Source organism: Paenibacillus humicus NBRC 102415 (assembly GCF_004000905.1).
Lineage (GTDB): Bacteria > Bacillota > Bacilli > Paenibacillales > Paenibacillaceae > Paenibacillus_O > Paenibacillus_O humicus.
Genome location: NZ_BIMD01000009.1, coordinates 92121 through 118158 on the forward strand (window position 1 = coordinate 92121; position 26038 = coordinate 118158).

A 26038-nucleotide genomic window follows, 5' to 3' on the forward strand; every position below is an offset into this window, starting at 1 on the left:
CGCTGCGTGCGCGAATCATTCTTCCGATCGCTGTTGTCCCCGTATTTCTTTGATTGTTGCCGTTTCTGCGGTTGAAATCCGGTGACAAAGGCGACCACATTCCGTTTCTCCGGAACGATTCCGCGCCCTTCGCTTGTTTTTCAGCAGCCCCGCATTTTTGCGGGGCTTTTTTTCAATCATTGCCATGTCGCCAACTGATTCCGAGGGCGGCTGGGCAGGGTAATGGAAGGGTAGTAAACGGTCAAGATGCAGTCAGTCAGGAGTGGGAACGATGGGGAACGAGGATAAGCGCTCGTCGGCGGAAGGCCGGAGCTGGGCGTGGCATCGGAGCGGCGACAGCGGGCAAGCGGCGGAAATGTGGCGGCAGGACGAGTCCGTGCGGAAATGGATCGAAAGAAGCAAGGATCGGGATGTGAACCATCTTGCGGCTACTTCCTTTCAAGGGAGCCGAAATGCGGTGTTCGGGACGCTTGTCGTGGGCAGATCGGATGATGACCAGAGAAGCAACTGCACGATGCATTTTTACCTCGGGCACCGCAATCTGTATACGATCGGTTTCGATGAAGAGGATATTGTCGACGGCTGTGAAGGAGCCGCTCATTTTTTTGCGGAAATCGAGCAGTCGGAGACGGCTCTGGACGGATTCATCAAGCTGCTTGCCGGCATCATGGAGCCGTTCTTCGACGGGATGGACAATTTCGAGCAGAAGCTGCGCGAGATGGAGGAGAATATCCGGGACCGCAATGGCGGCTATATGTTTCACCGCATTCTGGAGCTCCGCTACGGCCTGCTTCACTGGACCGGACTGACGAGGCCGGTCCGCGAAATCCGGTTTGCTCTGGAAGAAGCGTTTCCCGAGGAGATGAAGGAGAGTCTCATCCATCAGGCGTTCAACTCGCGTCTGGAGAGGATGATCATGCTGCAGGAAGAGTACCGGCAGGAGGTGGAGTCGCTGCTTCTGCTCGAGGACAATATCTCGAACTACCGCGGCAACGAAATCATGAAGACGCTCACGGTGTTCACGATTCTTTGCACGCCTATGATGGCGATCGGCGCGATCTGGGGGATGAATTTCGAGCAGATGCCGGAGCTGAAGTGGAAGCTTGGATACGTATTCGGGCTTGCCGTCATTTTGGCGGCTACGGTCGGCGTCTATTTCTGGATGCGGACGAAAGGCTGGATGGGGGATCTTCTCCGGGAGGACAACCGACGGGAACGGCTGTGACGGGCATGCGGCAGAAAATGTTGGCGGAAGGCTTGGGCACGCTGTTTAACAGCTGCCTGAGCCGTGTAATAGCTAGTACGGCAGCGCTGGAATGCACTGACCGAATCTACCTCATACGAGGTCTCAACAGGCGGTGTTGATGATGACCATCAAATATCGTAATACTTGCTCCGACATCGAGATTCTGGTCAAGCATGAAGAGTCGGACTCTGTTGCTCCGTACCGAGTCAATATTCAGAGCTCCAAAAATCCGCTCAGCTTCGGCAACAACCTGGCCAGCTCCACTTCGGAAGAAGCAGCGGTCAAGATCGCGGATCAGCTGTGCAGCTTCTACTCCATTGCGAGGAAGAACGGTTACTATCTCAAAGGCAAATCGTTCACGAAGGCGGATTGTCCGGAAATCCCCGTGTCGGAAGTGCTGGAGGACGATATGACGGAGCAGCAGTTCAGCGAGAAGCTCCAGAGCCAGTCCGTATAACATCCATTCCTTTTCATACAGCAGCGGGCGTCCCTCCGGGGACGCTTTTTTGATTTTCAGCAAGGTTGGAATAATTAAACAATAAGAGGGAAGTATACGAAAGGAAGGAATCCAAGACCGAAAGGATGACAGCATCGATGAAAGCAACTTGGACAGCGGCTGCCTTGCTGCTTGCCGCTCTTGCCCTGCCAGCCGCCGCTTACGCCGCGCCGCAGGCGTCTCCGGCAGCTCCGCAGGCATCTCCGCATGCATCGCAGGATATGGGCGCTCCGGACCGCTACAACCATCAAGGAGATCTGCGGAATCCGAAAGGCCATCCGCATCACGATCGATACCGCGAAGCCCGCAAGCTCGCCATGCTGAAGGAAGCCGCGGCTTATTTCGGCATCAAAGCCGACGGCAAGACGGAGGAGCAGCTCCGTCAGGAAATTCACGCGGCCAAGGAAAAGCAGCCGGAGAAATGGACGGCCTTCAAAGCGAGCATGAAGGAAAAACGCTTCGCGAGAATGAAGGAATTTGCCGCCAAGCAAGGCATCAAAGTCGAGGGAAAGTCGGAGCAGCAGCTTCGCGACGAGCTGAAAAGCCTGCATGAGCAGGGGAAGCTGAAGGTTCCAGCGCCGAAGGGACCTCATCAGATGGACGGTACACGGCCCTCTTGATGGAAGAGAGGGCGATGGGGCAGCGACCTTTAGGTTCGATAAAAATCCTTCCCATAAGGAAGGATTTTTTATTTTCCATTTCAAAGAAAAAGTGATATCATAATCATATCAAGTTGATATGGAGTGTGATGGGGATGAAGGAACATCAGGCTTGGCATGCGAACGGTTTCCTGGCGACGCTGGCTGCTATCGCGGCGGCAGCGGCAGCGATCTGGTGCTTTGTATCGGGCAATGCCGACGATGGTTCGGCTGGCATGAATGTGCTGGGCGTCGTCCTGCTGCTGCTGGCGCTCGTGGCGTTCAGCTCGCTTACGGTCGTTCAGCCGAATCAGGCGAAAATCATTACGTTTTTCGGACGTTACAAAGGCACGGTATCGGATAGCGGGCTGTGGATCGTCGTTCCGTTCACCGTCAAATCCAGGATGTCGCTCAAGGTCAGGAACTTCAACAGCCAGAAGCTGAAGGTCAACGATGCTTCCGGCAACCCGGTCGAAATTGCAGCGGTGGTCGTATTTAAGGTAACGGATACGGCCAGAGCGGCATTCGACGTCGACGATTACGAGACGTTCGTGGAAATCCAGAGCGAGACGGCGATCCGCCATATCGCGGCGCAGTACCCTTATGACACGTACGAGGACAGCTCCGTCATCTCGCTTAGGGGCAACGCGGACGAAATTTCCGGACGGCTGCTCGCCGAGCTTCAGGAGCGCCTCAGCGTAGCTGGCGTGGAAGTGCTGGAAACCCGTCTGTCCCACCTTGCATATGCAGCCGAGATTGCAGGTGCGATGCTGCAGCGCCAGCAGGCGGAAGCGATCGTAGCGGCTCGGCAAAAAATCGTAGACGGTGCTGTCGGCATGGTGGAGTCGGCCCTGCAGCAGCTGAAGCACCACGGAATCGTACTGGATGACGAACGGCGTGCGGCGATGATCAACAATCTTATGGTTGCCATCGTCTCCGAACGGGGAACGACGCCGGTCATCAATACCGGTACGCTCTATAATTAAGGCAGCCGTCTAATGGCCAAAGAACGCAAGGCGTTTCCGCTGCGCCTGGACCTGGAGCTGTACCAGGCCGTGGAGAAATGGGCCGGCGACGAATTCCGCAGCGTAAACGCGCATATCGAATATCTGCTCCGCGAATCGCTGAAGAAGAGCGGCAGGCTCAAAAGCCTTCCTCCTCAAGCTGCGGAGGATCAATCCAAGTCCGTTCCTTCCGGGGACGCAGAGGTCCCGGAGAACGGATCCAGCTAGCAGCAAGCCTCATCATTCATGATTGACGCAAAACGAAAGAACCCTGCGGTCACAGCTGTGACCGCAGGGTTCTTTTTTTGAAAATGAATTCAGCCTTTGATCGCGCCTTCGGTCATCCCTTTTTCAATGTACTTCTGAATGAAGAGGTATACGATCAGAACGGGGATGACGGTGAGCACGACAGCGGCGGCCATGAGGCCGAAGTCGGTGCCGTACTGGGAGCTGATCTGAGCGAGCAGCGCCACGATCGGCCTTACCGAATCCTTGTTGACGAAGATGATGGCGGAGAACAGGTCATTGTAGGACCACAGGAAGACGAAGATGCTGGTCGAGGCGAAGACCGGCCTTCCAACGGGCAGGAAGATTTTCGTGAACATGTTGAACCGGTTGCAGCCGTCGATGAAGGCGGCTTCCTCCAGCTCCTTGGGGATTGTAGCCAGATACCCTGCGATAACGAGGATGGCGAAGGACAGATTGCCAGCCGTCTGCGGCAGAATGAGGCCGAAGTAGGTGTTGACCACCTTCCACTTGATCAGCAGCTCGTACACCGGCACGACGGTGGCGAAGGTCGGAATGAGCAGCGTCGCGACCAGCAGCGAGTTGATGAGGTTGCGTCCCCGGAACTTGAAGCGCGACAGAATATACGCCGCGAGCCCGGCGACGATCAGGACAAGCAGGACGACGGAGACGGACATGATCAAGCTGTTGGCATATGCCCGGCCGATGCTGATGCTCTCGAAAGCGTTCGTGTAATTCAGCTTGTCCGGCGGAATCGCCAGCTTGAACGAATTGTCCATGACCTCGTCGGACGATTTGAACGAATTGTTGATGATCCAGATGAGCGGATAGATCGTCGTGAGCGCCCATAAGGAAAGGCATAGATAAACGAAGGCCATCCCGAACGGGAATCGCTTGCCGGAGCGGCCTCTCGTTACAGGTACGGCATTGGCAGGATTGACTTGCTGCATTCACTTTCCACCCCATTGCAACTTAATATGTGACTTCTTCTCTCTTAAGGAGACGGTTCGTAATCAAGGACAGGACGACCCCGAAAATGACGATGTAGATCGCAATAGTGGAACCGTAACCGAAGTTCTGGTCCACAAGGGCCTTCTTGTACATGTACGTGCCGAGCAGTTCCGTCCCGTTGCCGCCGCGGGTCAAAATAAAGACGAAGTCGAAAATTTTGAGCGTGCCGGTGATGGCAAGGATCATGACGACCTTGATGTCGCTCAAAATAAGCGGGATGGTCAGCATGGTTGTCTTTTTGATGCCGCCGATTCCTTCCAGCTTGGCTGCTTCATAGAAATCGGAGGGAATCTTGGACATGGCGGTAAGGAAGAGCACGAAGTAAAAGCCGACGTAATGCCATACGGTCGGAACCGCGACGGCTTTCAAGGAGCCCGTTTCGCTCATCCACAGAATCGGCTCGAAGCCCAGCTTGGCGATGATGCCGTTGAGCAGGCCGAACTGGTAGTTGTAGATGAGCACGAACAGGAGGGATATCGCGGCTCCGGAGATGACGATCGGGAAGAAGAAGACAGTTCGGAAAAACTGCTTGCCCTTGGAGATGCTGTCGACCATGACGGCCAGCACAAGCGCGATTCCGACTTGGAAGATCAGGACGTAAAGCATGATTTCCAGCGTATGCAAGGTAGCGGCGCCCAGGAGATCATCGGAAAACAGGCGCTCGTAATTGTCCAAGCCGACAAATTTCTTGTTGAAGAAGCCGTTCGTGCGGAAGAAGCTGAGATAGAAGCTTTTCAGGAACGGATAGTAGACAAAGGTGCCGAGCAGCAGGAAAGCCGGCAGCAGGAAAGCCAAAATATAGTTCTTATCGCCCTTCATTCAATCACCTTTTTGCGGTTTATCGTCGAGCCCCTGTCTTTTAAAGAAACTCGCCGCCCTTCAAGCAAGCGGGCGGCGAGTCGGGTTGGCTATCGCCTGGATATGGACGCCTTACTTCTTGTTTGCGACTTCGATCTTCTGAGCGGCTTCCAGGGCTGCTTTCGCCGTATCCTTGCCGGATACGATGCCTTGGATATGCTGGCGGATCGTCGTGAACGTTTCCGGAGCGACCTGCGTGTCGATCGGAGCGTTGATCGTCGGAGCTTCGCTGGCCATCTTGAAGCCGTCCAGAGCGAGCTGCGGCAGGCCTTCCACTTGCACGTTGGCAGCGGCAGGCGTACCGGAGTTGGCTTGCGCGATCGCTTTGATCGTATCAGGCGACGTCAGGAACTTGAGCAGCTGGACGGCAGCGTCTTTCTTGTCCGCGTTGTCGTACGTGCTCTTCGACAAGTAGAAGCCGGAGCCGAAGCCGCCGATGATGGACTTGCCGTCGCCTTTGCCGCCTGGAATGGCCGGGAAAGGAAGCACGGTCGAAGCCGCTTTGACTTCGTCGGAGAAGCTGCCTTGCGCCCACGAGCCTTCGATGACCATGGCAGCCTTGCCTTGGGAGTAGTATTTCGCAGCCATGTTCAGGTCGATCGTGGCGGCGTCTTTAGGGAAGGCGCCGAGCTTGCCGATCTCGTTCAGCTTGGAGAGGCCGAGCTCCCAGTCCGGATTGACGGCATCCAGAATGCCGGAGTTGTGGCCTGCGCCGCCGGCGGCGCCGAGGACGAAGTGCTCGATCAGGTAGTGCGATTGATCGAATGGAGCGGCGAGCGGGATGACCTTGTTCTCGTTCAGCGTTTTGATGGCCGTCGTGAACTTGTCCCAGTCGGTTGGAAGCTCCAGATTATATTTCTTGAAGATGTCCTTGTTGACGTACAGGCCTTCGTAGTAGCCCGTCAGCGGAGCGGCATAGATGTTGCCGTCCGGCTGCTTGACGGCATCGAGAGCCGCAGGGTTGAAGCCGGCTTTCCATTCTGCGTCCTCGTCGAGCAGAGCGTTCAGCGGAACGACCTTGCCGGCATCGACGAAGCCTTTGGCGTCGGCTCCTACGAAGTAGAAGAGCAGGTCCGGCTCGTTGCCGCTGGACATGTCCGTGTTGACCTTCGTGCGGAAGCTGTCGTCGTTCGCGGACATCGCGTCGTTCGTGATTTTGATGTTCGGGAATTTGGCGGAGAAATCGTCAAGCGCTTTCTGGAAAGCAGGCTTGGCTGCGTCCGTTCCGGCGAAGGTGGAGAATACGCGGAGCGTGACGTCCTTGGCTTCCGGAGCCTTGGACGCTTCCGGGCTCGGCGATGTGCTTGCTGCCGGGCTTGGTGCCGGACTTGCGTCTCCGCCGGTATTTCCGGAGTTGTTGTTTCCGTTGCTGCCGCATGCAGACAGGAGCAGCACAGTCGCCACGGAAAGGGCGCACAGAGCTTGGGACTTCTTCTTCATCGACGATGATCCCCCTTAGTTTAGCTAAGTCTTATCGTACAGATCGTTGATCTGCTTAGATAAAGTCTAGAAGGTTTCCAGCAGCCCGCCAAGGCAAGATTGGTTCTAAAGGAGGGGGATATTCCTATGGACATGGGGGATTATTTTATGGCCAATAGGGGAAAATCATCTTTTTATTTCCAGCTGGGGCAGTGGAAGGGCAGCAGGGATGAAATCAATGGGCCGCAAGTCGCGCTGCCGATTAAAAGCTCGGAGGCTGCGGCGGAGGTCTGGGATTCTGGAGTTATGAAGATTTGAAGCCCTGACGAGTTCTGCAGATTTGAAGCCCTGACGAGTTCTGCAGATTTGAAGTTCTGATGATTTAGAGGTTTGAGTTCTGAAGGTCTGAATGTCTGAAGGTCTGAAGGTCTGAAGGTCTGAAGGTCTGTGTTCCCGAATCACTTGGATTTTGGAGGCATTCCTGCATGGCAAGCTTGTGGAAAGCACGGCCAGCGATAGAGATAAGAATTCTTTTCTATCATTAAAGCGGAGTTGGCTGGCATTGCGTCCTGCGGCCCCCGCTCGGCAAAACCCTGCACATATCGGAATTAGCTGGATCACAGGCCTTCTTTGGGCTTGCTCCAGACAAAAACTCGGCCAAGCTGAAACCCGTCCGCATAATTGGCCAAGACCCCTCATAGACATGTTATCAGCTTAGGAAAACCAATGTGCAGAGGGGATGATTTACATGCGTCGCATCACATGGATCGCGGCTTTGATTGCCTGCTTTACGCTGGTGCTGGCCGGATGCGGCAGCAAGGACGCCGGCTCCGTGGTGAAGGAGCTTGGCAAGCTGCAGGACAAGACCGAGACTTACCAGGGAACGGGGACGATGACGCTTCATACCGCCACGCAGCCGCTGGAGTACAAGGTGGATGTGAAGTTCCAGAAGCCCAACTATTACCGGATCGCGCTTACCAACGAGAAGAAGGACCTGACACAGATCGTGCTGCGCAACGACGAGGGCGTGTTCGTCCTGACCCCGAGCCTGAACAAGGTATTCCGCTTCCAAAGCAACTGGCCGGAAGACCAAGGTCAAGTCTATCTGTACCAGACGCTGGTGAAGAGCATCCTGCTCGACAACTCGCTCCAGTTCGCTTCCGAGAAGGACAGCTATGTGTTCGATGTCATGGCTAATTATCAGAATGCTTCCCTGGCCCGGCAAAAAATCTGGCTGAATAAATCCGACTATGCGCCCAAGCAGGTCGAAGTAAGCGATTCGAATGCTTCCGTGCTGGTCGATGTGAAGTTCGACTCCTTCAAATTCAATGAAAAGCTGGACAAAAGCGTGTTCGACACGAAGTCGAATCTCCAGTCCTCACCTGCGGCCGGCTCGCAGCCTACGACAGCCGTTCCGGAGTCGGATGCGACGGACGGCAAGGCGGCCGACCCGGCCGGCAAGGACGGCGACGCAGGCAAAGGCGGAGCAGCGTCTGCAGGCGATGATCAGCAGGGCGCAGGCTCGGCGGATCCATCCGGAGCGCAGGACGAGGATGGGCAGCAGGATGCAGCGGCAGATCCGACGAGCTTCGTGCCGATGGAGCCATCCTATCTTGGCGGCGACGGCATTGCGCTGAAGGATTCCAGCGAGATCGTATTCGGCGGTGAGCCCGGCTACATCCAGCGTTATACGGGCACCTACAATTACACGCTGATCGAAACCCAGCCGGAAGATACGGCGGTGGCGATGGGCAGCGGCCGGCTGGTGGATCTCGGCTATACGTGGGCCCAGCTTAACGAAGGCGACCAGACGACGCTCACCTGGACCTACGGAGGCAAGGAATTCCGCTTGACCAGCGGCGATCTTCCGCAGGACCAAATGATTGCGGTAGCCCAGTCTGTAGTGGATGAAATGGGCAAATAAACAATCATGCAAGAGGCGTTCGCGGGCATTGGGCGGCGCCTCTTTTCCCTACCTGCCGATGCCGAATTGGCAACAGGTGCCAGTGCCGAACCGGCCCCGTTTCATTGACAGTCCCGAGGTCAGCGTTTAACATTAGAGGCACTGGGTTCAAAAGAAAAGGACTGAAATACGATGGATGAAGCGGCATTTTATCGGCCGACCGCAGCTCATATTTCCCTGGATGCCCTGGCTCACAATATTGCAGCCTTCCGCTCCGCGCTGCCGGCACGAATGAAGATGATGGCATCCGTCAAGGCGAATGCCTATGGACACGGCCTCATCCAGGTCGCCCGCGAAGCCGAGGCTTGCGGAATCGATTATCTGGGTGTGGCTTTTCTTGACGAAGCTCTCACGATCCGCAGAGCGGGCATTTCCGCGCCGATTCTCGTGCTGGGATACGTTCCGCCGGAGGGACTGCCGGCGGCGCGACGGCATGATGTATCAATCGCCTTATTCCGGGAGGATGTTCTGGAGGCGGCGGCATCGCTGCCCGAGGATGATGGGCGCAAGCTTAAGGTTCATATCAAAGTGGATACCGGAATGGGCCGGCTCGGGACGCTCGCCGACGGCAGCGGAGCGGCCGAACGGTTCATCGAGAAGGCGCTCGCGATTCCTCAGCTTCAGGTCGACGGTGTGTTCACCCACTTCGCCAAAGCGGATGAGGCCGACAAGAGCTACACGCTCCTGCAATACGAGCGGTTTGCCGGGATCATGCATTACGTGCGCAGCCGCAGCCTTCCGATTCCAATCCTGCACAGCGCCAATACGGCGGCAGGCATGGATACGCCGGAGCTGGGCGGAGACATGCTCCGTCTCGGCATCGGCATGTACGGTCTATATCCGTCGAATGAAGTGGAATTCGGCAGAGTGAATCTGCGTCCGGTTTTGTCCCTGAAGACCGAAGTCGTGCACGTGAAGACGGTACCCCCTGGCTGGGGAGTGAGCTACGGCACCCGCTTCGTCGCCGACGAAGATACCCGGATCGGCACGCTGCCGGTCGGATATGCCGACGGCTTCAGCCGGATGCTCACCGGCAAGGCAGAAGCGCTGCTGCGCGGCCGCAGAGTTCCGGTTGTCGGCACGATCTGCATGGATCAGAGCATGATTGCGCTTGCAGCCGCAGACAATGCGGGTACATTCCCGGTGCTGCCGGGCGAGGAAGTCATCCTCATCGGCTCGCAAGGGGAAGAGCGGATCTCGGCCGAAGAGGTTGCCGACAAGCTCGGCACGATCAATTACGAGCTTACCTGCATGCTTGCTGCGCGCGTCCCGCGGATTTACATTCGCGGCGGTGCGGTCGTCGAAGTGTCGAATCCGCTTCTCGGCGGAGGGATGTGAGGCTTCTTGTCATTTTTTGAAGAAGTCAAGAAGGAATCGCGTCGCTATGCGGCGAATAGCCTTTTAACGACTATTGAAGGATCTTGCCGTTCTAACGAAAAGTGCCCTTTCATAGGTATGGTTGAGTATAGCTCGATACCAACGGAGACATAATGGTAATAGGCTTTGACAAGTTTTGGAGGTGCGAGTTGGTGGCCAATCTGCAGAATACCAAACGAATCATGATCAGTATCCCGGACCAGCTCCTGGAAGAAGTGGACGGAATCGTGGCCAAGGAGAATTCCAACCGCAGCGAGTTCATTCGGCAGGCGATGAAGCTTTATCTCGTGGAGCGCAAAAAACGTCAGATCCGTGAATTGATGCAGCGCGGTTATCTGGAAATGGCTAAGATCAACTTGAACATGGCCTCGGAAGCTTTCCACGCGGAGGAAGACGCAGACCGTGCGCTGGGCCGCCTCGTCAGCGGGGTGTAGCTCTTGATCGTCAAACGCGGCGACGTATTCTTTGCAGACTTATCTCCCGTCGTAGGCTCCGAGCAAGGCGGCGTGCGCCCGGTGCTTGTCCTTCAGAACGATATCGGCAACCGCTTCAGCCCGACGGTCATCGTAGCGGCCATTACGGCCCAGATCCAGAAGGCGAAGCTTCCTACCCATGTTGAGATCGACGCCAAGGCTCATGGCTTCGATCGCGATTCAGTCATCCTGCTCGAGCAGATCCGTACGATCGACAAGCAGCGTCTTACTGACAAGATTACGCATCTCGACGATGAGATGATGAGACATGTCGACGACGCGCTGCAGATCAGCGTCGGTCTGATCGACTTTTAAGCCGGCAGATAATCGGCTCCGCCATTTTCTGCCTGGCGATTGTGTCCGATGAGGAAAATATGGAAAAAAATGCTGGACAGGTATTTATTCTGTTGATACTATAGACTCAAACATAACCGTATACGATGCATGGCATCGTTTTGCTCGCGAAGAACGCAAGCAGTTGAACCGGATTACCGGTTCCTGCTTGCGTTTTTTGTTTTTCCGGGGCAGAGAAGGGAGCGACATGTTCAAAAGAAATCAAAAATCAACCGTTTTTCTGGCAGCTGCGCTATCCGCCGTACTTGTATACGGCCTTTATCAAGTCCAATCCAACATGCTGGAGAGGCGGCAATCGGTGCAGATCGTCGCTCCCAAGCGCTTCATTGCAGCCGGAGAGAGGATAGCTGCGGAAGATCTGCGTTATATGTCGATTCCGGAGATGGCGTTCAATGCCGACATGATGACGGAGATGGGTTTGGCTGCGGGCAAGGAGGCAATCGTCCCGCTTGGAGAAGGAGAGCCGCTTCGAAGCTGGAAGATGGACGGATACCGGCTCATGCCGGCCAAAAACGAATCTACCTTCCAGCTGCCCCGAAGCTATGTGCTTTCGGTATCCAACGGCATCCGTGCCGGCGATCGGGTGCAGCTGTACGTATCGGGAGCGGCTGAGCTGTCGGAAAGGCTGTTCCCGGAACCGGTCATCGTCGCTTCGGTGAAGACCGGAGGAAACCAGGAAATCGACGACATGGACAATCCCAATCTGCTGTCGCTTGCCTCTGGCGACCGCGAGAAGATGTATGCTTCCCGCCGGGATGCGAACGGAAGAATCGAGGACATCAACCTGAATCTGACGGAAGAGCAATGGCTGCGGATCGATTCGCTTTGCAAGTCGGGGGAGAGCAAGCTCGTCGTGGCCTATAGCCCCGACTCGCTCAACGCTGTGGCGGCTGCCGCCGCGGGAGGCAGGCCATGACGGCACCGCTGATCGCCTTTATCGGGACGACGCCCAACATCGGGACGACGGCGGCGGCTTATGCGGCAGCCTGCCGAATCGCGGAGCAGACCGGCGGAGAGGTAGGCTTCCTATGCCTGAACTTGAAGAGCGCCAAAATCCATCGTTACCTTGGGAGCGATGCTCCTGCTCATACGCTGGACGCGATCCGTCCCGAGCTGAAATCCCGCTCCCTAACGCCTCGGATGCTGAGGCGGGCTTGCTGGCCTTTCCCGGATGAGCCTGGCGTACATGCTCTCTTTGGCAATCTGCTCAGGGATCAGGCCGAATATTTCACGCCGGAGGAAGCGGAGCATCTGTTGGAGACAGCTGCACGGACCTTTTCGGCGGTCGTGGCGGACGCCGGCTGCTGCTGGGACAATGCCGCGACGATCAGTACGGCTCGGCGCGCAGATTCCCGGATATTGTGCACGACCGGAGCGCTCTCGCATTTCCAGGAGGATTGCAGCCGCTGGATTCGCCAGGTGTCCCCTTTATTCGGAGTCGATCCGAGCCGATACGAACTGCTTCCCATTCAAACCCCTTGGAGAACCGGAGGATACAAGATGAAGGAAATTGGAAAAGAAACAGGACTGCCGCTAATCGGGAGTTTTAAAACGAATGAAGCTTTTTATGATTCCCTTGACCATGGCCGATACGGGCATTGGCTCAAGAAGGATGCTGCCGGAGCCCAGGCTATGAGCGGTCCTGCAGAGACGCTTGTGAAACGGCATGGCCTGAGGCAGCGGCCGGATGTGGAATCGCAGCCTTGGTACCGCAGACTGCGCGCTCATCGGGGAGAGCTGGGAGTATGAGCGGAGAGAAGCGATTCTCTCCCTCCGCCTATTCCGCGAAGCTCAAGAACGACGACCCGAACGAAAGCAAGCCGAAGCAAGCCGGAACCGTTCCGGTCGTCCGGATGATGATGAAAGACGTCGATGAAGCTGACGAGGATCAGGCTCGGAAGCCGTCCGACTTTGCCAAAGCGGCGGATGACATGAGGGCATATCTAGCTTCTCCCCGCGGCTTGACGGAGGAAGAGCGGCGTGAATACGGCGAGAAGCTGAATCGGGCCGTTCTCGGTTATTCAGGAGAGCGCAAGGAGATTCTGGCTTTTATCACGGACAGGCTGTTGAGGCTGCGCATTCACGAGCTGCCCGGAACAGCTGGCGGATATCCTTCCTTGGCGGAGGCGCTGTTCGCGGAAGTCATCGGGCTTGGGGCGCTGGAGCTTGTCCTTCAGGAGCGGATCGGCTTGGAAGAAATCCAGGTCGTAGGAACAAGAATTTATGTGATGCGGGAAGGTCGGGTCTCGCGGTCTCCATACCGTTTCCAGTCATTGAAGGAAGTGGAGCGGATCCAGCAAAATCTTGTTCTTTACAATAACGACCGCATCAATCCCCGCAAAAGATGGGCCGAAGTCATGCTGCGAGACGGCACCCGCGTTACGATGACGGGATTCGGATTCACGTCCCAGCCGACGCTTACGCTTCGTTTTTACGCATCAAAGGCTTTTCGTCTGAAAGAGCTGATCTCTCCCGAATGCGGCACGATGAACGCCGCCATGGCGGCCATGCTGAGAGCCGCGCTTGATTGCCGGTACAATCTGGTCATTATCGGTCCGACGGGTTCGGGCAAAACCCATCTGCTCAAGGCTCTCATCGCCGAGCTGCCCGATGACGAGCGTCTCGTCACGCTGGAAAGCCGGCTGGAGATGATGCTTAGCCGAGACTTTCCAAACAAAAACGCGGTGGAATACGAAATGGACGAGGATGATCCGCTCCACCGTTCCAAGCAAGCATTCAAGCTGGCGCTCAGACAATCTCCCGATAGGATCATCCATGCCGAGATTCGGGATGACGATGCGAACATCTACGTAAGAGCCTGCACCCGGGGGCACTCGGGCAGCATGACGACCGTTCATGCGAACCGTCTTGAAGATATACCGGATACGATCTGCGATATGTGTATGCTTGACGGCAGAGCCATGAATCCGGACCGGCTCTCCAAGCGGATCGCGGGTTATGTGACCCAGATCGGAATCGAGATGCAAGTGTTGGACGGCAGGCGGAGAATCGTAAGAATAGGCCGGATCCGCTGGGATCGGGGACAAGCAAGCGTGCTCGACTGGGCCGTCTATGTACGCGGATCAGGCAGCTGGCATGTGGCTGCTTCTCCTGATCCGGACGATTGCAGGCGCTTTGCCGAAGCAGGATTTACGATGTCTTCTGCCGGATTTGCGGTCACCGAAGCTGAAGCTGGCGAATATCGGACGGAGATTCCGATGAAGGCGCTGCAGCTGTGAGCGGAGGGGTACTTGCCGCAGCGGCCTCTCTGCTTCTCGGACTATGCCTCTTCATATTGGTGATGGCGATGCTTCGTCACGGAGAGAGGGCCTATTATTCGGCTGCCAGACTTCACTACCGCCGCGACCGCAGCGTCAAGGCAAGGCTTGCTTCCTTGTTAGCGAAGCAGGAGCGGTTGTACAGTCATATTTCCCTCTTGCTTGAATCGGTGCAGTCTAAAATCAAACCCGAAGGCTTTTTGCTTCTCTCCTTCTTTCTTTTGGCCGCCGGATCTGCGGGAGGGGCGCTGCTGTTTTTGAGCTTCAAGGGAAGTCTGCTTTCCGGAGCCATGGGAGGGCTGATCCCTTACGTTTTCCTTAGAAGCCTGCTGCTGCATCGGCAGATGCAGGCGAGAATGGACTTCCTTCCGGCGGTGGAGCTCTTTTACCAGTGCTATATGATTACGGGCGAACGGCAGATTCGCAGGGCATTGCAGCGGGTTGTCGAGGAACAGCGGCTTCTTGGACCGATGCAGCCCGTATTCGAGCAGTTGTACCGCAACTTGTCCGTCCGAGGGGATGACGAAGCCAGCCTTCGAGTTTTCGCTTCGTCGCTCGGTCATATGTGGGGCGATTATTTGGTCGAAATTCTCCGAATCGCACTCGTTGAAGGCAATCCGGTATCCGAAAATTTGCGGGAGCTGGTGGGAGACATGCGCAAGTCGAGGCGGATTGCAGAACAGGAACGCCATAAGCTTCTGGAGATCCGAATCGCGAATTTTACGCCGATCCTCTTTCTTGCCGTTTTCATGGGGATCAATATCCGGTACAACGCAGACAATTCCTATCGGTACTATCTGCAGGACGCCGCTGGCAGGGACATGCTGCTGAATGCGCTGCTGCTTATCTTCATGTCTTTCTTGATGGGGCTTTGGCTCTCACGCAAAAAAATGTAAAGGACACAGGTGGTTATGATTATGATGGAAGGCTGGGCCGCTGTCTTATTCTATGCATCTGTTTTGGGACAGTTTGTGCTTGTCGCGGTTTCGATCTTTTTCTTAGGGAAGCTGCTTCCTGCGAAGCGCAAGCGCTGGCTCCATCTTCCCGATCGTCCTTGGAAGCATGTTCGGGTGACGGATGAAAGGCTTGCATTCTGGAAGCTTTATAGGGATAGCCTCGATTATAAAGCAAGAGCGGCGCTGTTGGCCGGATGCGGTCTGGAGTACGATCCGGGGCTTTACCTGCTTGTCCGGAGGATAGCCATGCAGTCTTGCATTCTCGGGGTGACAGGATGCGGAGCCTGGCTGGCAATAGGAGAGGCGCGACCCGTTCAAGCAGTTATCATGGCCGTATTCGCGGCGGTGTTTGTCTGCGCCTATGCCGACAAATCCATCCTCGGTGCCTGGAAGAAAGCCAGATCGAGGCGTGTCATCCAGGAAGTGCATGCCATAAGCGTACAACTGCTGTACATGCAAGGCTCCAGCCTGCATATCCACGCCAAACTCATGAGATGCGTGCCCTATACACGATTCATTCGGAGCGACCTTCAGCGGCTGCTGGGCGAATGGTATCACGATGCCGAACAATCCATCCGCCAGTTCAAGCATCGGATCGGGACGGAGGAGGGAATGAGCTTCGCCGAGACGATTGAATCGCTGCGGGTGCATGATCACGAGGCCTATTACGTCCTGTTAAGGGAACGTATCCGCGATTATAAGGACAAGCTGGAGCTATTGAAGGAAAGCCGCAAGGAGTCGAGCTCGTACATGCTGTTCATGCTCGCGGGTATTCCGATCCTGTATACCTTTCAGGTCTTCATCTATCCGTGGGTGAGGGAGAGCCAGGCTCTGTTCGATTCGCTCAACTAGCGCAATTCTCTAAGCCGATCAAGCAGCTGTTCCAGCTCATTCAATTCAACGGCCCATCCAACTCGACAGCTCAAGCAGCTCAAGGCTCATCCAACTCGACACTTATGCAGCTCAACGGCTCATCCAACTCGACACTTATGCAGCTCAACGGCTCATCCAACTCGACAGCTCAAGCAGCTCAGCAGTTGTGTTCCTGCTTGAATCCATCGTTTCATGCTTCCGTGCAAGGCAAATGCTATTCAAGGAGGTGAGATGATGCGCAATATTTTAGTTACGGTCATGATGCTGGTTGTCGTAATGCTGCTGTTCAATTCCATAATCGCAGACAACGGCACCGGTACGCGGGTGCAGATTCAGAATCACGGAACGGCTGCGAACGGCCAAATCAGCAGCCTGCTGCCTTAAGTTCCTAAGTCTCCAATCGACTGGCTGAAAGCAAGGGGGATCCATGAAGGAACTGCTCGTATCCATGCTTTTATTGGTAACGGTCATCGCCATTTACCTATCCGTCGTGGACGGAGAGGAAGGATCGAAAGTCCGGTTGGCCTCCATGGGCAGCCGGATGGCGGAAGAAATCCGAAGCACCGATCCATGAAGCAGATTCTGGTATTCGTCCTGTTTGCGGGAATGCTGTGCTGGATGATGTTTTCGCCGATTTACAAGCATGTCTTCATCGTCAGGGAAGCTCTCCTCCAGAAGGAAGTGGATTACCTTCTCGAAACGGGGGCGAGCGGCAGCCGCGGCTATATTGACGATGCCATGGTCGAAGCCTCCCGCAGCAGGCTGGAGCAGGCTGGAATGAGGCGGGATCAGATCCGGTACCGCATATCGGCTTCGGATGGAGGCGTCGCCACTTCTTCGTCCAGACCTTTGCTGAGAGGAAAGGGGCTGCTTCTTACGATCAGCTATCCCTACGAAAGGCTGTTCCAGATCGACAGCCTGATAGGGATTGCTGGGCCTGATCCCGAGGAGAGAATGTCCGCATCGGGCATTAAAATGAGCGAATACGTACCGTAATGCCTGATCCTGATCACGCAAGGGGAAAACCATGTCCAAATTGCTGCTTATCATGCTTATGCTGACCGTCTGGGCTTCCGCCCATGCGCTGCAGATCGATGAGGAAAGATCGATCCGCACCTTGTTCGAGAGCAAGCATTCCGTCAGCAGAGCCGTCCATGCGGCCGCCCAGCAGTTGAACAAGGAGGATTTGGCCGAAGGCCGGTTCACGATCAATGCAGAGGCGGCGTACGAGAAGGCGATGGAATACTTGCGGCTCAATCTGCTGCTGGATGCTTCGGGTCATCCGCTTCCCGGCTCCAGGCTGCGCCAGCGCGTCGTGCTGGAAGACTGGGCAGTCATCAACGCCGGCCAGCCGTTTCCTTTCACGTACCGCAATTCCCGGTACAATTACGAAGTGACGCTCGATCGGCCCGGCGTCGTCATGATCATAGCCGTCTCTTACCCGCGGTTGTTTTCCATGATGGAGCCGGTTGTCTGGCATGTGAAAGGAACCGCCGAGCTGACCGGCCCGATGAATACAGTCTATACAAGCCTTAGTTCTTGATCGGGAACCGCAGCACTTAACCTAATCAGGTCAGCAGAACTTAGCTCCTTATCAGACCACAGCTAACAGCCTAATAAGAACCACAGCACTTAGCTTTTGATTTGGAGCCGCAGCATAGGGTGCTGCCGTGCAGGAAAACCATGTCAATACTGTTAATTTCCATGCCTCCGGCCCGGTTTATTCTCTTCATCTGCCGGCTCTTGAACATATCCGTTTGCACTCACCCCGCTACTTCTAGTAAACTTTTTAAAAGAGCTGTCCGCGAGCCTATCATTTCTGTTTATTTCAATAGGCCGCGGCAAAGAGCAGGGGGGCGAGTGACAATGCTGAAGCTCGGAGACAAGGTCGTTATCATCGCTGATCAATATGAGCAGAATCTTCCTGTCGGGGAGTATGGATATATTATTGCCTATGACCGCAATGCGGACAATGTATTTGATTATGTCATCCGCATACCAGCGGAAAACCGCAATTTTCTCGTTCCGGGAGATGACGTGGAGCTGGAGGAGATCCTGCTTCGTCTGGAGGCTGACCGCGTGGAGCGGGAGGCTCTGATCGATTATGCCTTGGCGACCCGCAACGAAGAGCTGTTCAACCGGATCATGAATGGCGACGCAGCCGAAGAGCCTGCCGAAGAGCCCGGATCCAAAGAGCTGCAAAGCCGCGACGACTTTATCCGGCAAGTCAATCTCAAGGCCTGGATTTAAGAAGCGGAGCGGATTTTAGTCGATAGAGGAGGATGATGAGGATGGAAATTATTTTTCACGGCCAATCTTGCATTCAAATTACGGCGGATAACGGGAAATCTTTGCTGGTCGATCCATTCCTAAGCGGCAATCCGCTGTCCAAGAGCAATCCGTCCGATATCCGCACGGATTACGTTCTTCTTACTCATGCGCATCAGGATCATATCCTGGACGCCGCCGACATTTCCAAGGCGAACGGAGCTCCGATCGTCGCTATTCCCGAACTGGCTGCCTACATGTCCTGGCAAGGTGCCGAGACGATCGGCATGAACATGGGCGGAACGGTCGACCTCGGGTTCGCCAAGGCGACGATGATACCGGCCTTCCACAGTTCGGGCATCGTGCTGGATGACGAGCAGAGAATCGTTTACGGCGGCATGCCGGCCGGATTTGTCATTGAGGTGGACGGCAAGCGGATTTTGCACGCCGGCGATACTTGTCTGTTCTCGGACATGGCTCTGATCGGCAAGCGCAGCAAGCCGGATATCGCCTTCATCCCGATCGGAGGCCATTTCACGATGGGACCAGAGGATGCCTTGCAGGCGGCCGAATGGTATGGAGCGGAGCATGTCGTCCCGATTCATTACGATACGTTTCCGCCCATCCGTCAGGATGCCGGCGCTTTTGTCGAGAGCTTGAGAGGGCTCGGCCTGAAGGGCCAGGTCGTGGAGCCGGGCTCCAAGGTCGATCTCTCTGCCTGGAAGTGATATTCCGGCACAGCAAGCAAGTAAGCGCAGAAGGCGCCGCCAACTTGGCGGACGCCTTCTTTTTTGCATTTGCAGCTCATTGAGAATGTTGTGGAACTCAAGGTATAATACAAGGAATGACGAAGAGGCAAGGGGGGAACAGCGCGATGAATATAACGATTCGGGATGTGGAGCATGTGGCGGGACTGGCCCGGCTGGAGTTCACGGAATCGGAGAAGGGGCAATTTGCCCAGCAGCTCAGCGCCATACTCGCTTATGCGGATAAGCTCGGAGAGCTGGATACGACGGATGTGGAGCCTACGAGCCATGTATTGCCGGTGACGAACGTCATGCGGGAAGATCAGGTGCGCGGATCGGTTTCCAACGAGACCGCTTTGCTGAACGCGCCGGATGAAGAGGACGGGCAGTTCAAAGTGCCTGCCGTGCTGGAATAGGATCCCTAGCTGAAAGGAGGAACAACGCTTGGCTTTATTTGACAAGAGACTTCAGGATGTACATAACGAGCTCGCCGCCGGCAAGCTGTCGGCTGCTGAGCTGACCGATGCTTCCTTCAAGCGCATCGCGGAGACGGACGGCAAGATAGGGGCTTTCCTGACGCTGAACGAGGAATCCGCGCGTGCCAGGGCTGCAGGGCTGGACCGCGATGCAGGAGCGGAGAAGGGGCTGCTGCACGCACTCCCCGCAGGCATCAAGGACAACATTGTGACGAAGGGGCTTCGCACCACGTGCGCCAGCCAGTTCCTGAGCAATTACAATCCGATCTACGACTCGACCGCGGCTTCCAAGCTGCGCGATGCCGGAGCGGTCACGATCGGCAAGCTCAACATGGACGAATTTGCGATGGGCGGCTCCAATGAGAACTCGAGCTTCCACCCGGTCCGCAATCCTTGGAATACGGACTACGTCCCTGGAGGCTCCAGCGGCGGCTCGGCAGCGTCGGTTGCAGCCGGCCAAGTGTATTTCGCTCTAGGGTCCGACACCGGGGGCTCCATCCGCCAGCCGGCATCCTATTGCGGCGTCGTCGGCTTGAAGCCGACCTACGGCCTTGTGTCCCGCTTCGGTCTGGTCGCATTTGCTTCCTCGCTGGATGCGATCGGGCCGCTGACCAAAAACGTCGAGGATTCCGCTTATGTTCTGCAAGCCATTGCCGGACATGACGGCATGGACTCGACCTCGGCGAACGTTGCCATTCCGGATTACGTCAGCGCTTTGACAGGAGATGTCAAAGGTCTTCGCATCGGCGTTCCGAAGGAATATATGGGTCAAGGCATCGATCCTAAAGTGAAGGAGGCCGTCCTGGCCGCGCTCAAAGTGTACGAGGGCCTTGGAGCGACATGGGAAGAAGTATCGCTGCCTCATACCGAGTATGCGGTCGCGACCTATTACCTGCTCGCTTCCTCTGAAGCGTCCTCCAACCTGGCCCGCTTCGACGGAGTCCGATACGGCGTGCGAGCCGACAATCCGGACAATCTCATCGACCTGTACCGCAAGTCACGCAGTCAAGGCTTCGGCGACGAGGTGAAGCGCCGCATCATGCTCGGCACGTATGCGCTCAGCTCCGGCTACTACGATGCTTACTATTTGAAGGCGCAAAAGGTACGCACCTTGATCAAGCGCGACTTCGACCAGGCGTTCGAGAACTTCGACCTGCTGCTCGGACCGACGGCTCCAACGCCTGCATTCCGCATCGGCGAGCAGATCGGCGACCCGCTGACGATGTATCTCAATGACATCGTCACCATCCCGGTCAGCCTGGCCGGCGTGCCGGCCATCAGCGTGCCGTGCGGCTTCGCGGACGGACTGCCTGTCGGCTTGCAGCTGATCGGCAAGGCGTTCGACGAAGCGACCGTGCTTCGCGCCGCCCATGCCTTCGAGCAGCACACCGACCACCACAAGGCGCGCCCGCAGCTGTAAGCGCCCGTATCTTGCAAGCAGGAGGAACGTTATCCATGACGGAATACAATTCGTACGAAACGGTGATCGGGCTTGAAGTGCATGTGGAGCTGCATACCGCCAGCAAAATTTTCTGCGGCTGCTCGACATCGTTCGGAGCGCCGCCGAATACCCATACATGCCCGATCTGCCTCGGCCACCCCGGCGTATTGCCGGTACTGAACCGGCAGGCGGTCGAGTACGCGATGAAGGCGGCCATGGCGCTTAACTGCACCGTGGCCGATATCAGCAAGTTCGACCGTAAAAACTATTTTTATCCCGATTCCCCGAAGGCGTATCAGATCTCCCAATTCGATCAGCCGATCGGCGAGAACGGCTGGATCGACATTGAAGTGAACGGCGAGACGAAGCGGATCGGCATTACCCGCCTCCATCTGGAGGAGGACGCCGGCAAGCTGACCCATGTCGAAGGCGGTTTCGCTTCCCTTGTGGACTTCAACCGTGTCGGCACTCCGCTTGTGGAGATCGTATCCGAGCCGGATCTCCGCACCCCGGAGGAAGCGAAGGCCTATCTGGAAAAGCTGCGCGCCATCATGCAGTATTGCGACGTGTCCGACGTGAAGATGGAAGAAGGCAGCCTGCGCTGCGACGCCAACATCAGCCTTCGTCCATGGGGCCAGGAGAAATTCGGCACCCGAGCCGAGCTCAAGAACATGAACTCCTTCCGCGGCGTGCAGCGCGGACTGGAGTACGAGCAGATGCGGCAGGCCGACATACTGGACGGCGGCGGTACCGTCGTGCAGGAGACGCGCCGCTGGGACGATTCCCAAGGCAAAACCTTCTCCATGCGCGGCAAGGAAGAGTCGCATGACTATCGGTATTTCCCCGATCCGGACCTGGTTCGGCTGCTTATCGACAACGAGTGGAAGGAGCGCGTCCGCGCTTCCATTCCCGAGCTTCCGGATGCACGGCAAGCCCGCTACACCTCCGAATACGGTTTGCCTGCATATGACGCCGGCGTCATCACCTCCTCGAAAAAGCTGGCTGATTTCTTTGAAGAGAGCCTGGCGTATACGAACGATGCCAAATCGGTGTCCAATTGGATTATGGGCGATCTGCTCGCTTATTTGAACCAGACCGGCAAGGAGATCGACGGCGTCGCGATTACCGGACAAGGCTTGGGAGAAATGATCGGCCTCCTCGAAAAAGGCACTATCAGCGGCAAGATCGCGAAGACCGTGTTCAAGGAAATGCTCGAGAGCGGCAAGCTTCCGCAGCAGATCGTGGAAGAGCAGGGACTCGTCCAGATCAGCGATGAAGGAGCCATCCAGAGCATTGTGGAGAAGGTCGTAACAGCGAACCCGCAGTCGGTGGAGGACTACCGGGCGGGCAAGGAAAAAGCGATCGGCTTCCTCGTCGGCCAAGTGATGAAGGAATCCCGCGGCAAAGCGAACCCGGGACTCGTCAACAAGCTTTTGACCGACTATCTCAACCGCTGATTTCAACAGCCGTTCCCTATCGGGAGCGGCTTTTTTCAATATGCGATATAAGTACGAGGTTTATCGCTCCTGCCCGCTTTGGACGTTACGGAACCTAGCATCCGTGTTAAAGTATGTTGAAGCGAAGAAATGCTTCATGTCGCCGCATACAGTAAGGTACAATAGCCTGAAAAGATGCGCAGCAACGAAGAGAAAGGGTGGGATGGCACATCATGAGCGCATCCTTGGCTGTCAGCAGTCCCTGGTACATCAGCGAGTGGGAGATGATGCTCCGGCTGCTTATGGCTGTTCTGCTCGGCGGGCTGGTCGGCTTCGAGCGGGAGCAGTCGAATCATGCGGCCGGCCTTCGGACGAATATATTGGTTTGCCTTGGCTCCTGTCTGCTGATGCTTTTGTCGGCATACGGATTTTCAGCCTTCATCAACGAGACGAATGTCCGTCTCGACCCGGCTCGTCTGGCAGCGCAAGTCATTACGGGCATAGGTTTTCTGGGAGCGGGCACCATTTTATTTACCGGGAAATCCATTACGGGCCTTACGACGGCCGCTACGCTATGGGTCGTATCCGCCATCGGACTTGCGGTCGGCGCTGGATTTTTGTTCCCTGCCGTGGCCGTCACAGTGATTGTCCTTATCGTCCTCATCGTCCTTAATAAAGTCGAACGCAAATTCAGCAACGGAAAAAAAGAGCATCACCTGCAGATTTTGGCTGACGAAACGAACGCCCTTCTTCAGGCGATCAGCGCTCTTCTCCAGCAGCAAGGCATCGTCATGCGCAAGATGTCGCTGCAGGAGCACGGCAACCGTGAAATGGAAGGGCCGAGGGTGATGCTGCTGCTGTATGTTAATTTCCCCCGATCGTGCAATATCATCAAATTGCTTGAAGAAATCAAATCGCTGGATGGTGTGCATGCCGTGAGCGCGGAATGAACAATACCCAATTCCAACCGAAACGTCGCTGGCTGGCCGGACTGCTCGCTTTTTTGCTCCCCGGCGGAGGCCATCTCTACATCGGCCGCTATGGACGCGGCCTGGTCCTATTGCTCGCGGTGCTGCTGGATCTGGCCGCTCTCGTCCGATTTTCCGATGCGACGAGCGGCAGCCGCGCCCTTTTGCTCGTATATTTGGGAATGGCGCTGCCGGCGCTGTATTTCGTCAGCGTGTTCGATGCCCTGCAGATCGCCAGCCGCACGCGTCTGTCTGAAGACGATGCGCGCCTGCGACCGGAGCCTGCCGGCTTCGCGATGACTCACAGCATGATTCTTGTCGCCGGCGGAATCATTCTCTTTTTTCTTATCCGTCCGACAAGAGCTGTCCAGCCAAGACTGGATTGGCTTGGGGATATGGCATCCGGAGTCATTCTTCTGATCATCGCCGCATGGATGGCTTTTCGGATCAAGCCGGGCTTCTTCCGCTTCGGCAGGCTCAGCAGCGCCGCTTTGCTGGCTGCATGCGGAGTTCTGCTGCTGTGGGATCAGGCTGCGGGACGCAATGACATCGGGCTGTTAGCCGACTGGTGGCCGCTCTTGTTCGTTCTTGCCGGATTTGAAATGCTGGTCTACCAGCTGCTGGAGAGAAAAAAGCCTGGGCGAAGGCTGTCGGCAGGCGCGGGCTCGCTTCTTGCAGCGCTGCTGCTTGCGGGATCAGCCTACTCGATCACCCAATACGGCGGGCTTCCTTTCCGTTGGCTGGATCAATACGGGACCGGCGCGAGGATGGAGAACCTGTCGGAGGAAAAGGGGTACAGCTACAGCTTGAAGCCAGTATCCGCCGTCATTACGGAACCGCTGAACGATGTCGTGGTCGACAACCCCAACGGAGACGTGTCGGTCGTACCTTCGACAGACCCGGACAGCCGGGAAGTAACCGTCGAAGCGACGCTCTGGGTCGATTCCGACAACAAGCAGGAGGCGGATCTGGTGGAGCAAAAATCAGCCGTCTCCGTATCTGCGGAAGGAAAGCTGCACATTGAGACAAAGGGGATGCCTTACGGCGCCAACGGGGCGCGGATGCCGCGTTTCAACCTCCAGATTACGATTCCGGCCGATTTGGAGACGCTGCTGTCCGTTCCGGGAGCATCTCCTTCTCCTGGTCCTCTCTCGGCGGGAACAGCCCTGCCGGGAGAGAATGTACCCGACGGTACGGAGCCTTCTCCTTCTCCACAGACGGACGCGGCGAGTCCCTCTCCTCCTCCCGCTGCTCCTGAGCAAACGGTCAAATTCCTGCTCAATGCGGGCAACGGCTCCGTCAAGCTAAGCGGCATTCGCGCAACCGGCGGGTTTGTCGTACGCAATCGCAGCGGTTCCATCGAAGCGATGGATTTGACCGGACCGCTGGAAGCGGGCACCAGCAATGGCGAGGTGAAAGCCCGGAGAATTACCGGAGACGCGGCGTTGTCGGCCAAGGAAGGAGCGATTACAGCCTCGTCGATCCATGGCAAGCTGACCGCTTCCACGGCCAATGGCAATCTGGACATCAACGATGTTCGGGGTGAAGCGCTGCTCGAGACGAGGAACGGATTCATCCATGTCCGTGAAGTAAGCGGGAGCGTGCAGGCGGATACGCTGAATGGAGAAATCAGCCTGGCAAGCTCTGTGGTCGGGGGCACTTGGGACATCAACAGCTCCATTGGCGAAATTCTCTTATCCTTGCCGGCGGATGGTTCTTATACGGTTGATGGATCGGTTACCTTCGGGACGATCCGTTCCGAGCTGCCTCTCCAAATCGAGAAAAAGACCGTCAAAGGCCAAATCGGGCTCGGTACGTACCGGATCCGGGTCGATGCCAACAGCGACATACGGATTACCTCTTATCCCGGTCCCGGATGAAGCCTATAGGCCATGCAAAGAGAAAAGTTGGATGGTAGCCTCTTCATTGACAAAACGTAAAATTCAGGCTTACAATAGAACTACTACAAAGTAAATACAACTATAAATTACGAAGGACGTGATCGGGAATGGGAGCCAGCGTTGAGCAAGCTCTGGAGCAGCTGAAGGCAAGCGGCGTCCGCATGACCCCGCAGCGTCACGCGATACTTGGGTTTCTGATGAATTCCATGACTCATCCGACTGCGGACGAGATCTATAAAGCTTTGTCACCCGACTTCCCGAGCATGAGCGTCGCTACGATCTACAACAACCTGCGTTTGTTCGTCGAGGCAGGCTTGGTCAGGGAGCTGACCTATGGGGATGACTCCAGCCGGTTTGATGCCGACTTGTCCGACCATTATCACGCCATATGCAAAGTATGCGGAGATATCGTCGACTTTGAGTATCCTCCTCTCATGGAGGTGGAGCAAGCCGCTTCCCGAGAGACCGGATTCCGTGTCGAAGGACATCGAATGGAAATTTACGGAGTATGCACGCAATGCGCGAAAACGACCGTGAATTGAAACCGTTTGGAAGCGATGCTTCCAAACGGTTTTTTTTATGTGCATGAATATAGCCCTCTTTTAATAGA

At 56.1% G+C, this 26038-nt stretch carries 31 protein-coding genes; 27 read left to right on the plus strand and 4 right to left on the minus strand.

The window, feature by feature from the left end; translation table 11 throughout:
* Positions 1–15: 15 nt before the first annotated feature.
* On the minus strand, positions 16–186 hold the full coding sequence (locus tag PHU01S_RS26255) for a hypothetical protein (protein WP_218032432.1): 171 nt from the start codon (positions 184–186) through the stop codon (positions 16–18).
* An 85-nt stretch (positions 187–271) separates the two neighbouring features.
* Between PHU01S_RS26255 and PHU01S_RS08655 the strand changes: the two genes are divergently transcribed.
* From PHU01S_RS08655 to PHU01S_RS08675, 5 genes are all read left to right on the plus strand, one after another.
* Positions 272–1225, plus strand: a complete 954-nt coding sequence (locus PHU01S_RS08655) for a magnesium transporter CorA family protein (RefSeq protein WP_048745844.1) — start codon at positions 272–274, stop codon at positions 1223–1225.
* 139 nt (positions 1226–1364) lie between these two features.
* Entirely contained in the window at positions 1365–1703 is a 339-nt protein-coding gene (locus PHU01S_RS08660) for a hypothetical protein (RefSeq protein WP_127507149.1), read from the plus strand.
* 137 nt (positions 1704–1840) lie between these two features.
* A complete protein-coding gene (locus PHU01S_RS08665; protein WP_048745842.1) occupies positions 1841–2362 on the plus strand; it encodes a hypothetical protein in 522 nt (173 codons plus the stop codon).
* A gap of 134 nt (positions 2363–2496) precedes the next feature.
* Positions 2497–3366 carry an SPFH domain-containing protein gene (locus PHU01S_RS08670; RefSeq protein WP_049869283.1) on the plus strand — a complete coding sequence of 290 codons (870 nt, stop codon included), beginning with the start codon at positions 2497–2499 and terminating at the stop codon, positions 3364–3366.
* 12 nt (positions 3367–3378) lie between these two features.
* A complete protein-coding gene (locus tag PHU01S_RS08675) occupies positions 3379–3612 on the plus strand; it encodes a type II toxin-antitoxin system antitoxin (RefSeq protein ID WP_021877229.1) in 234 nt (77 codons plus the stop codon).
* Between the two features lie 89 nt (positions 3613–3701).
* Here the strand turns inward: PHU01S_RS08675 and PHU01S_RS08680 are convergent, their stop codons facing one another.
* The 3 genes from PHU01S_RS08680 to PHU01S_RS08690 all read right to left on the minus strand — a co-directional run bounded on the left by PHU01S_RS08680 (position 3702) and on the right by PHU01S_RS08690 (position 6939).
* Positions 3702–4580 (minus strand): carbohydrate ABC transporter permease, encoded by an 879-nt coding sequence (locus PHU01S_RS08680; protein ID WP_021877230.1) that lies wholly within the window; start codon positions 4578–4580, stop codon positions 3702–3704.
* A 22-nt stretch (positions 4581–4602) separates the two neighbouring features.
* Positions 4603–5460: a carbohydrate ABC transporter permease gene (locus PHU01S_RS08685; protein WP_127507152.1), complete on the minus strand. Its 858-nt coding sequence runs from the start codon at positions 5458–5460 to the stop codon at positions 4603–4605.
* A 111-nt stretch (positions 5461–5571) separates the two neighbouring features.
* Positions 5572–6939 (minus strand): ABC transporter substrate-binding protein, encoded by a 1368-nt coding sequence (locus tag PHU01S_RS08690; protein WP_021877232.1) that lies wholly within the window; start codon positions 6937–6939, stop codon positions 5572–5574.
* 126 nt (positions 6940–7065) lie between these two features.
* Here PHU01S_RS08690 and PHU01S_RS25705 point away from each other — a divergent pair, with 126 nt between their 5' ends.
* The 22 genes from PHU01S_RS25705 to perR all read left to right on the plus strand — a co-directional run bounded on the left by PHU01S_RS25705 (position 7066) and on the right by perR (position 25970).
* Positions 7066–7236, plus strand: coding sequence for a hypothetical protein (locus PHU01S_RS25705; protein WP_164763024.1), 171 nt, complete (start codon positions 7066–7068; stop codon positions 7234–7236).
* Between the two features lie 430 nt (positions 7237–7666).
* Entirely contained in the window at positions 7667–8842 is a 1176-nt protein-coding gene (locus tag PHU01S_RS08695) for a LolA family protein (RefSeq protein WP_127507154.1), read from the plus strand.
* A 171-nt stretch (positions 8843–9013) separates the two neighbouring features.
* A complete protein-coding gene (gene alr, locus PHU01S_RS08700) occupies positions 9014–10219 on the plus strand; it encodes an alanine racemase (protein WP_127507156.1) in 1206 nt (401 codons plus the stop codon).
* Positions 10220–10410: 191 nt separating this feature from the next.
* Positions 10411–10692, plus strand: a complete 282-nt coding sequence (locus tag PHU01S_RS08705) for a CopG family ribbon-helix-helix protein (RefSeq protein WP_048745833.1) — start codon at positions 10411–10413, stop codon at positions 10690–10692.
* 3 nt (positions 10693–10695) lie between these two features.
* Positions 10696–11046 (plus strand): type II toxin-antitoxin system PemK/MazF family toxin, encoded by a 351-nt coding sequence (locus PHU01S_RS08710; protein ID WP_021877237.1) that lies wholly within the window; start codon positions 10696–10698, stop codon positions 11044–11046.
* A 226-nt stretch (positions 11047–11272) separates the two neighbouring features.
* Entirely contained in the window at positions 11273–12001 is a 729-nt protein-coding gene (locus PHU01S_RS08715) for an SAF domain-containing protein (protein ID WP_021877238.1), read from the plus strand.
* Positions 11998–12834, plus strand: coding sequence for a CpaE/TadZ family protein (locus PHU01S_RS08720; RefSeq protein WP_127507158.1), 837 nt, complete (start codon positions 11998–12000; stop codon positions 12832–12834). The genes PHU01S_RS08715 and PHU01S_RS08720 overlap by 4 nt, the downstream gene beginning before the upstream one ends.
* Complete coding sequence (locus PHU01S_RS08725) at positions 12831–14324, plus strand: ATPase, T2SS/T4P/T4SS family (RefSeq protein WP_127507159.1); 1494 nt, start codon at positions 12831–12833, stop codon at positions 14322–14324. Before PHU01S_RS08720 ends, PHU01S_RS08725 begins: the two co-directional genes overlap by 4 nt.
* 62 nt (positions 14325–14386) lie before the next feature.
* Complete coding sequence (locus PHU01S_RS08730; RefSeq protein WP_127507192.1) at positions 14387–15259, plus strand: type II secretion system F family protein; 873 nt, start codon at positions 14387–14389, stop codon at positions 15257–15259.
* Positions 15260–15565: 306 nt separating this feature from the next.
* Positions 15566–16171: a hypothetical protein gene (locus PHU01S_RS25710; RefSeq protein ID WP_218032433.1), complete on the plus strand. Its 606-nt coding sequence runs from the start codon at positions 15566–15568 to the stop codon at positions 16169–16171.
* A gap of 252 nt (positions 16172–16423) precedes the next feature.
* The gene (locus PHU01S_RS25715; protein WP_157054033.1) at positions 16424–16576 is read left to right on the plus strand and encodes a hypothetical protein; all 153 of its coding nucleotides are present in this window, start codon (positions 16424–16426) and stop codon (positions 16574–16576) included.
* A 43-nt stretch (positions 16577–16619) separates the two neighbouring features.
* Positions 16620–16766, plus strand: coding sequence for a hypothetical protein (locus PHU01S_RS25720; RefSeq protein WP_021877243.1), 147 nt, complete (start codon positions 16620–16622; stop codon positions 16764–16766).
* Positions 16763–17188, plus strand: a complete 426-nt coding sequence (locus PHU01S_RS08740) for a hypothetical protein (protein ID WP_021877244.1) — start codon at positions 16763–16765, stop codon at positions 17186–17188. The genes PHU01S_RS25720 and PHU01S_RS08740 overlap by 4 nt, the downstream gene beginning before the upstream one ends.
* Before the next feature lie 52 nt (positions 17189–17240).
* Positions 17241–17735, plus strand: coding sequence for a hypothetical protein (locus PHU01S_RS08745; RefSeq protein WP_246029177.1), 495 nt, complete (start codon positions 17241–17243; stop codon positions 17733–17735).
* 323 nt (positions 17736–18058) lie between these two features.
* Positions 18059–18442, plus strand: coding sequence for a hypothetical protein (locus tag PHU01S_RS08750; protein ID WP_021877246.1), 384 nt, complete (start codon positions 18059–18061; stop codon positions 18440–18442).
* Positions 18443–18483: 41 nt separating this feature from the next.
* A complete protein-coding gene (locus PHU01S_RS08755) occupies positions 18484–19188 on the plus strand; it encodes a metal-dependent hydrolase (RefSeq protein ID WP_127507163.1) in 705 nt (234 codons plus the stop codon).
* A 146-nt stretch (positions 19189–19334) separates the two neighbouring features.
* Positions 19335–19622, plus strand: a complete 288-nt coding sequence (gatC, locus tag PHU01S_RS08760; protein ID WP_127507165.1) for an Asp-tRNA(Asn)/Glu-tRNA(Gln) amidotransferase subunit GatC — start codon at positions 19335–19337, stop codon at positions 19620–19622.
* A gap of 28 nt (positions 19623–19650) precedes the next feature.
* Positions 19651–21102 carry an Asp-tRNA(Asn)/Glu-tRNA(Gln) amidotransferase subunit GatA gene (gene gatA, locus PHU01S_RS08765; protein WP_127507167.1) on the plus strand — a complete coding sequence of 484 codons (1452 nt, stop codon included), beginning with the start codon at positions 19651–19653 and terminating at the stop codon, positions 21100–21102.
* A gap of 35 nt (positions 21103–21137) precedes the next feature.
* Positions 21138–22580 (plus strand): Asp-tRNA(Asn)/Glu-tRNA(Gln) amidotransferase subunit GatB, encoded by a 1443-nt coding sequence (gene gatB / locus PHU01S_RS08770; RefSeq protein ID WP_127507169.1) that lies wholly within the window; start codon positions 21138–21140, stop codon positions 22578–22580.
* A gap of 212 nt (positions 22581–22792) precedes the next feature.
* Positions 22793–23509, plus strand: a complete 717-nt coding sequence (locus PHU01S_RS08775) for an MgtC/SapB family protein (protein WP_048745818.1) — start codon at positions 22793–22795, stop codon at positions 23507–23509.
* Positions 23506–25407: a DUF4097 family beta strand repeat-containing protein gene (locus PHU01S_RS08780; RefSeq protein ID WP_049869298.1), complete on the plus strand. Its 1902-nt coding sequence runs from the start codon at positions 23506–23508 to the stop codon at positions 25405–25407. Before PHU01S_RS08775 ends, PHU01S_RS08780 begins: the two co-directional genes overlap by 4 nt.
* Before the next feature lie 128 nt (positions 25408–25535).
* The gene (gene perR / locus PHU01S_RS08785; protein WP_021877254.1) at positions 25536–25970 is read left to right on the plus strand and encodes a peroxide-responsive transcriptional repressor PerR; all 435 of its coding nucleotides are present in this window, start codon (positions 25536–25538) and stop codon (positions 25968–25970) included.
* The last annotated feature ends 68 nt before the right edge of the window (positions 25971–26038 follow it).

Bases quoted from the DNA above. Each gene is read 5' to 3' on its own strand.
- gatB (WP_127507169.1), top strand. From the start codon at position 21,138: ATGACGGAATACAATTCGTACGAAACGGTGATCGGGCTTGAAGTGCAT.
- perR (WP_021877254.1), top strand. From the start codon at position 25,536: ATGGGAGCCAGCGTTGAGCAAGCTCTGGAGCAGCTGAAGGCAAGCGGC.
- PHU01S_RS08655 (WP_048745844.1), top strand. From the start codon at position 272: ATGGGGAACGAGGATAAGCGCTCGTCGGCGGAAGGCCGGAGCTGGGCG.
- PHU01S_RS08780 (WP_049869298.1), top strand. From the start codon at position 23,506: ATGAACAATACCCAATTCCAACCGAAACGTCGCTGGCTGGCCGGACTG.
- PHU01S_RS08665 (WP_048745842.1), top strand. From the start codon at position 1,841: ATGAAAGCAACTTGGACAGCGGCTGCCTTGCTGCTTGCCGCTCTTGCC.
- PHU01S_RS08720 (WP_127507158.1), top strand. From the start codon at position 11,998: ATGACGGCACCGCTGATCGCCTTTATCGGGACGACGCCCAACATCGGG.
- PHU01S_RS08675 (WP_021877229.1), top strand. From the start codon at position 3,379: ATGGCCAAAGAACGCAAGGCGTTTCCGCTGCGCCTGGACCTGGAGCTG.
- PHU01S_RS08660 (WP_127507149.1), top strand. From the start codon at position 1,365: ATGATGACCATCAAATATCGTAATACTTGCTCCGACATCGAGATTCTG.
- PHU01S_RS08685 (WP_127507152.1), bottom strand. From the start codon at position 5,460: ATGAAGGGCGATAAGAACTATATTTTGGCTTTCCTGCTGCCGGCTTTC.
- PHU01S_RS25705 (WP_164763024.1), top strand. From the start codon at position 7,066: ATGGACATGGGGGATTATTTTATGGCCAATAGGGGAAAATCATCTTTT.
- PHU01S_RS08750 (WP_021877246.1), top strand. From the start codon at position 18,059: ATGCTGAAGCTCGGAGACAAGGTCGTTATCATCGCTGATCAATATGAG.
- PHU01S_RS08755 (WP_127507163.1), top strand. From the start codon at position 18,484: ATGGAAATTATTTTTCACGGCCAATCTTGCATTCAAATTACGGCGGAT.
- gatC (WP_127507165.1), top strand. From the start codon at position 19,335: ATGAATATAACGATTCGGGATGTGGAGCATGTGGCGGGACTGGCCCGG.
- alr (WP_127507156.1), top strand. From the start codon at position 9,014: ATGGATGAAGCGGCATTTTATCGGCCGACCGCAGCTCATATTTCCCTG.
- PHU01S_RS08730 (WP_127507192.1), top strand. From the start codon at position 14,387: ATGGCGATGCTTCGTCACGGAGAGAGGGCCTATTATTCGGCTGCCAGA.
- PHU01S_RS08680 (WP_021877230.1), bottom strand. From the start codon at position 4,580: ATGCAGCAAGTCAATCCTGCCAATGCCGTACCTGTAACGAGAGGCCGC.
- PHU01S_RS08690 (WP_021877232.1), bottom strand. From the start codon at position 6,939: ATGAAGAAGAAGTCCCAAGCTCTGTGCGCCCTTTCCGTGGCGACTGTG.
- PHU01S_RS08745 (WP_246029177.1), top strand. From the start codon at position 17,241: ATGCTTATGCTGACCGTCTGGGCTTCCGCCCATGCGCTGCAGATCGAT.
- PHU01S_RS08725 (WP_127507159.1), top strand. From the start codon at position 12,831: ATGAGCGGAGAGAAGCGATTCTCTCCCTCCGCCTATTCCGCGAAGCTC.
- PHU01S_RS25715 (WP_157054033.1), top strand. From the start codon at position 16,424: ATGATGCGCAATATTTTAGTTACGGTCATGATGCTGGTTGTCGTAATG.
- PHU01S_RS08740 (WP_021877244.1), top strand. From the start codon at position 16,763: ATGAAGCAGATTCTGGTATTCGTCCTGTTTGCGGGAATGCTGTGCTGG.
- PHU01S_RS08670 (WP_049869283.1), top strand. From the start codon at position 2,497: ATGAAGGAACATCAGGCTTGGCATGCGAACGGTTTCCTGGCGACGCTG.
- PHU01S_RS25710 (WP_218032433.1), top strand. From the start codon at position 15,566: ATGCAGTCTTGCATTCTCGGGGTGACAGGATGCGGAGCCTGGCTGGCA.
- PHU01S_RS08715 (WP_021877238.1), top strand. From the start codon at position 11,273: ATGTTCAAAAGAAATCAAAAATCAACCGTTTTTCTGGCAGCTGCGCTA.
- PHU01S_RS26255 (WP_218032432.1), bottom strand. From the start codon at position 186: ATGGCAATGATTGAAAAAAAGCCCCGCAAAAATGCGGGGCTGCTGAAA.
- PHU01S_RS08695 (WP_127507154.1), top strand. From the start codon at position 7,667: ATGCGTCGCATCACATGGATCGCGGCTTTGATTGCCTGCTTTACGCTG.
- PHU01S_RS08775 (WP_048745818.1), top strand. From the start codon at position 22,793: ATGAGCGCATCCTTGGCTGTCAGCAGTCCCTGGTACATCAGCGAGTGG.
- PHU01S_RS25720 (WP_021877243.1), top strand. From the start codon at position 16,620: ATGAAGGAACTGCTCGTATCCATGCTTTTATTGGTAACGGTCATCGCC.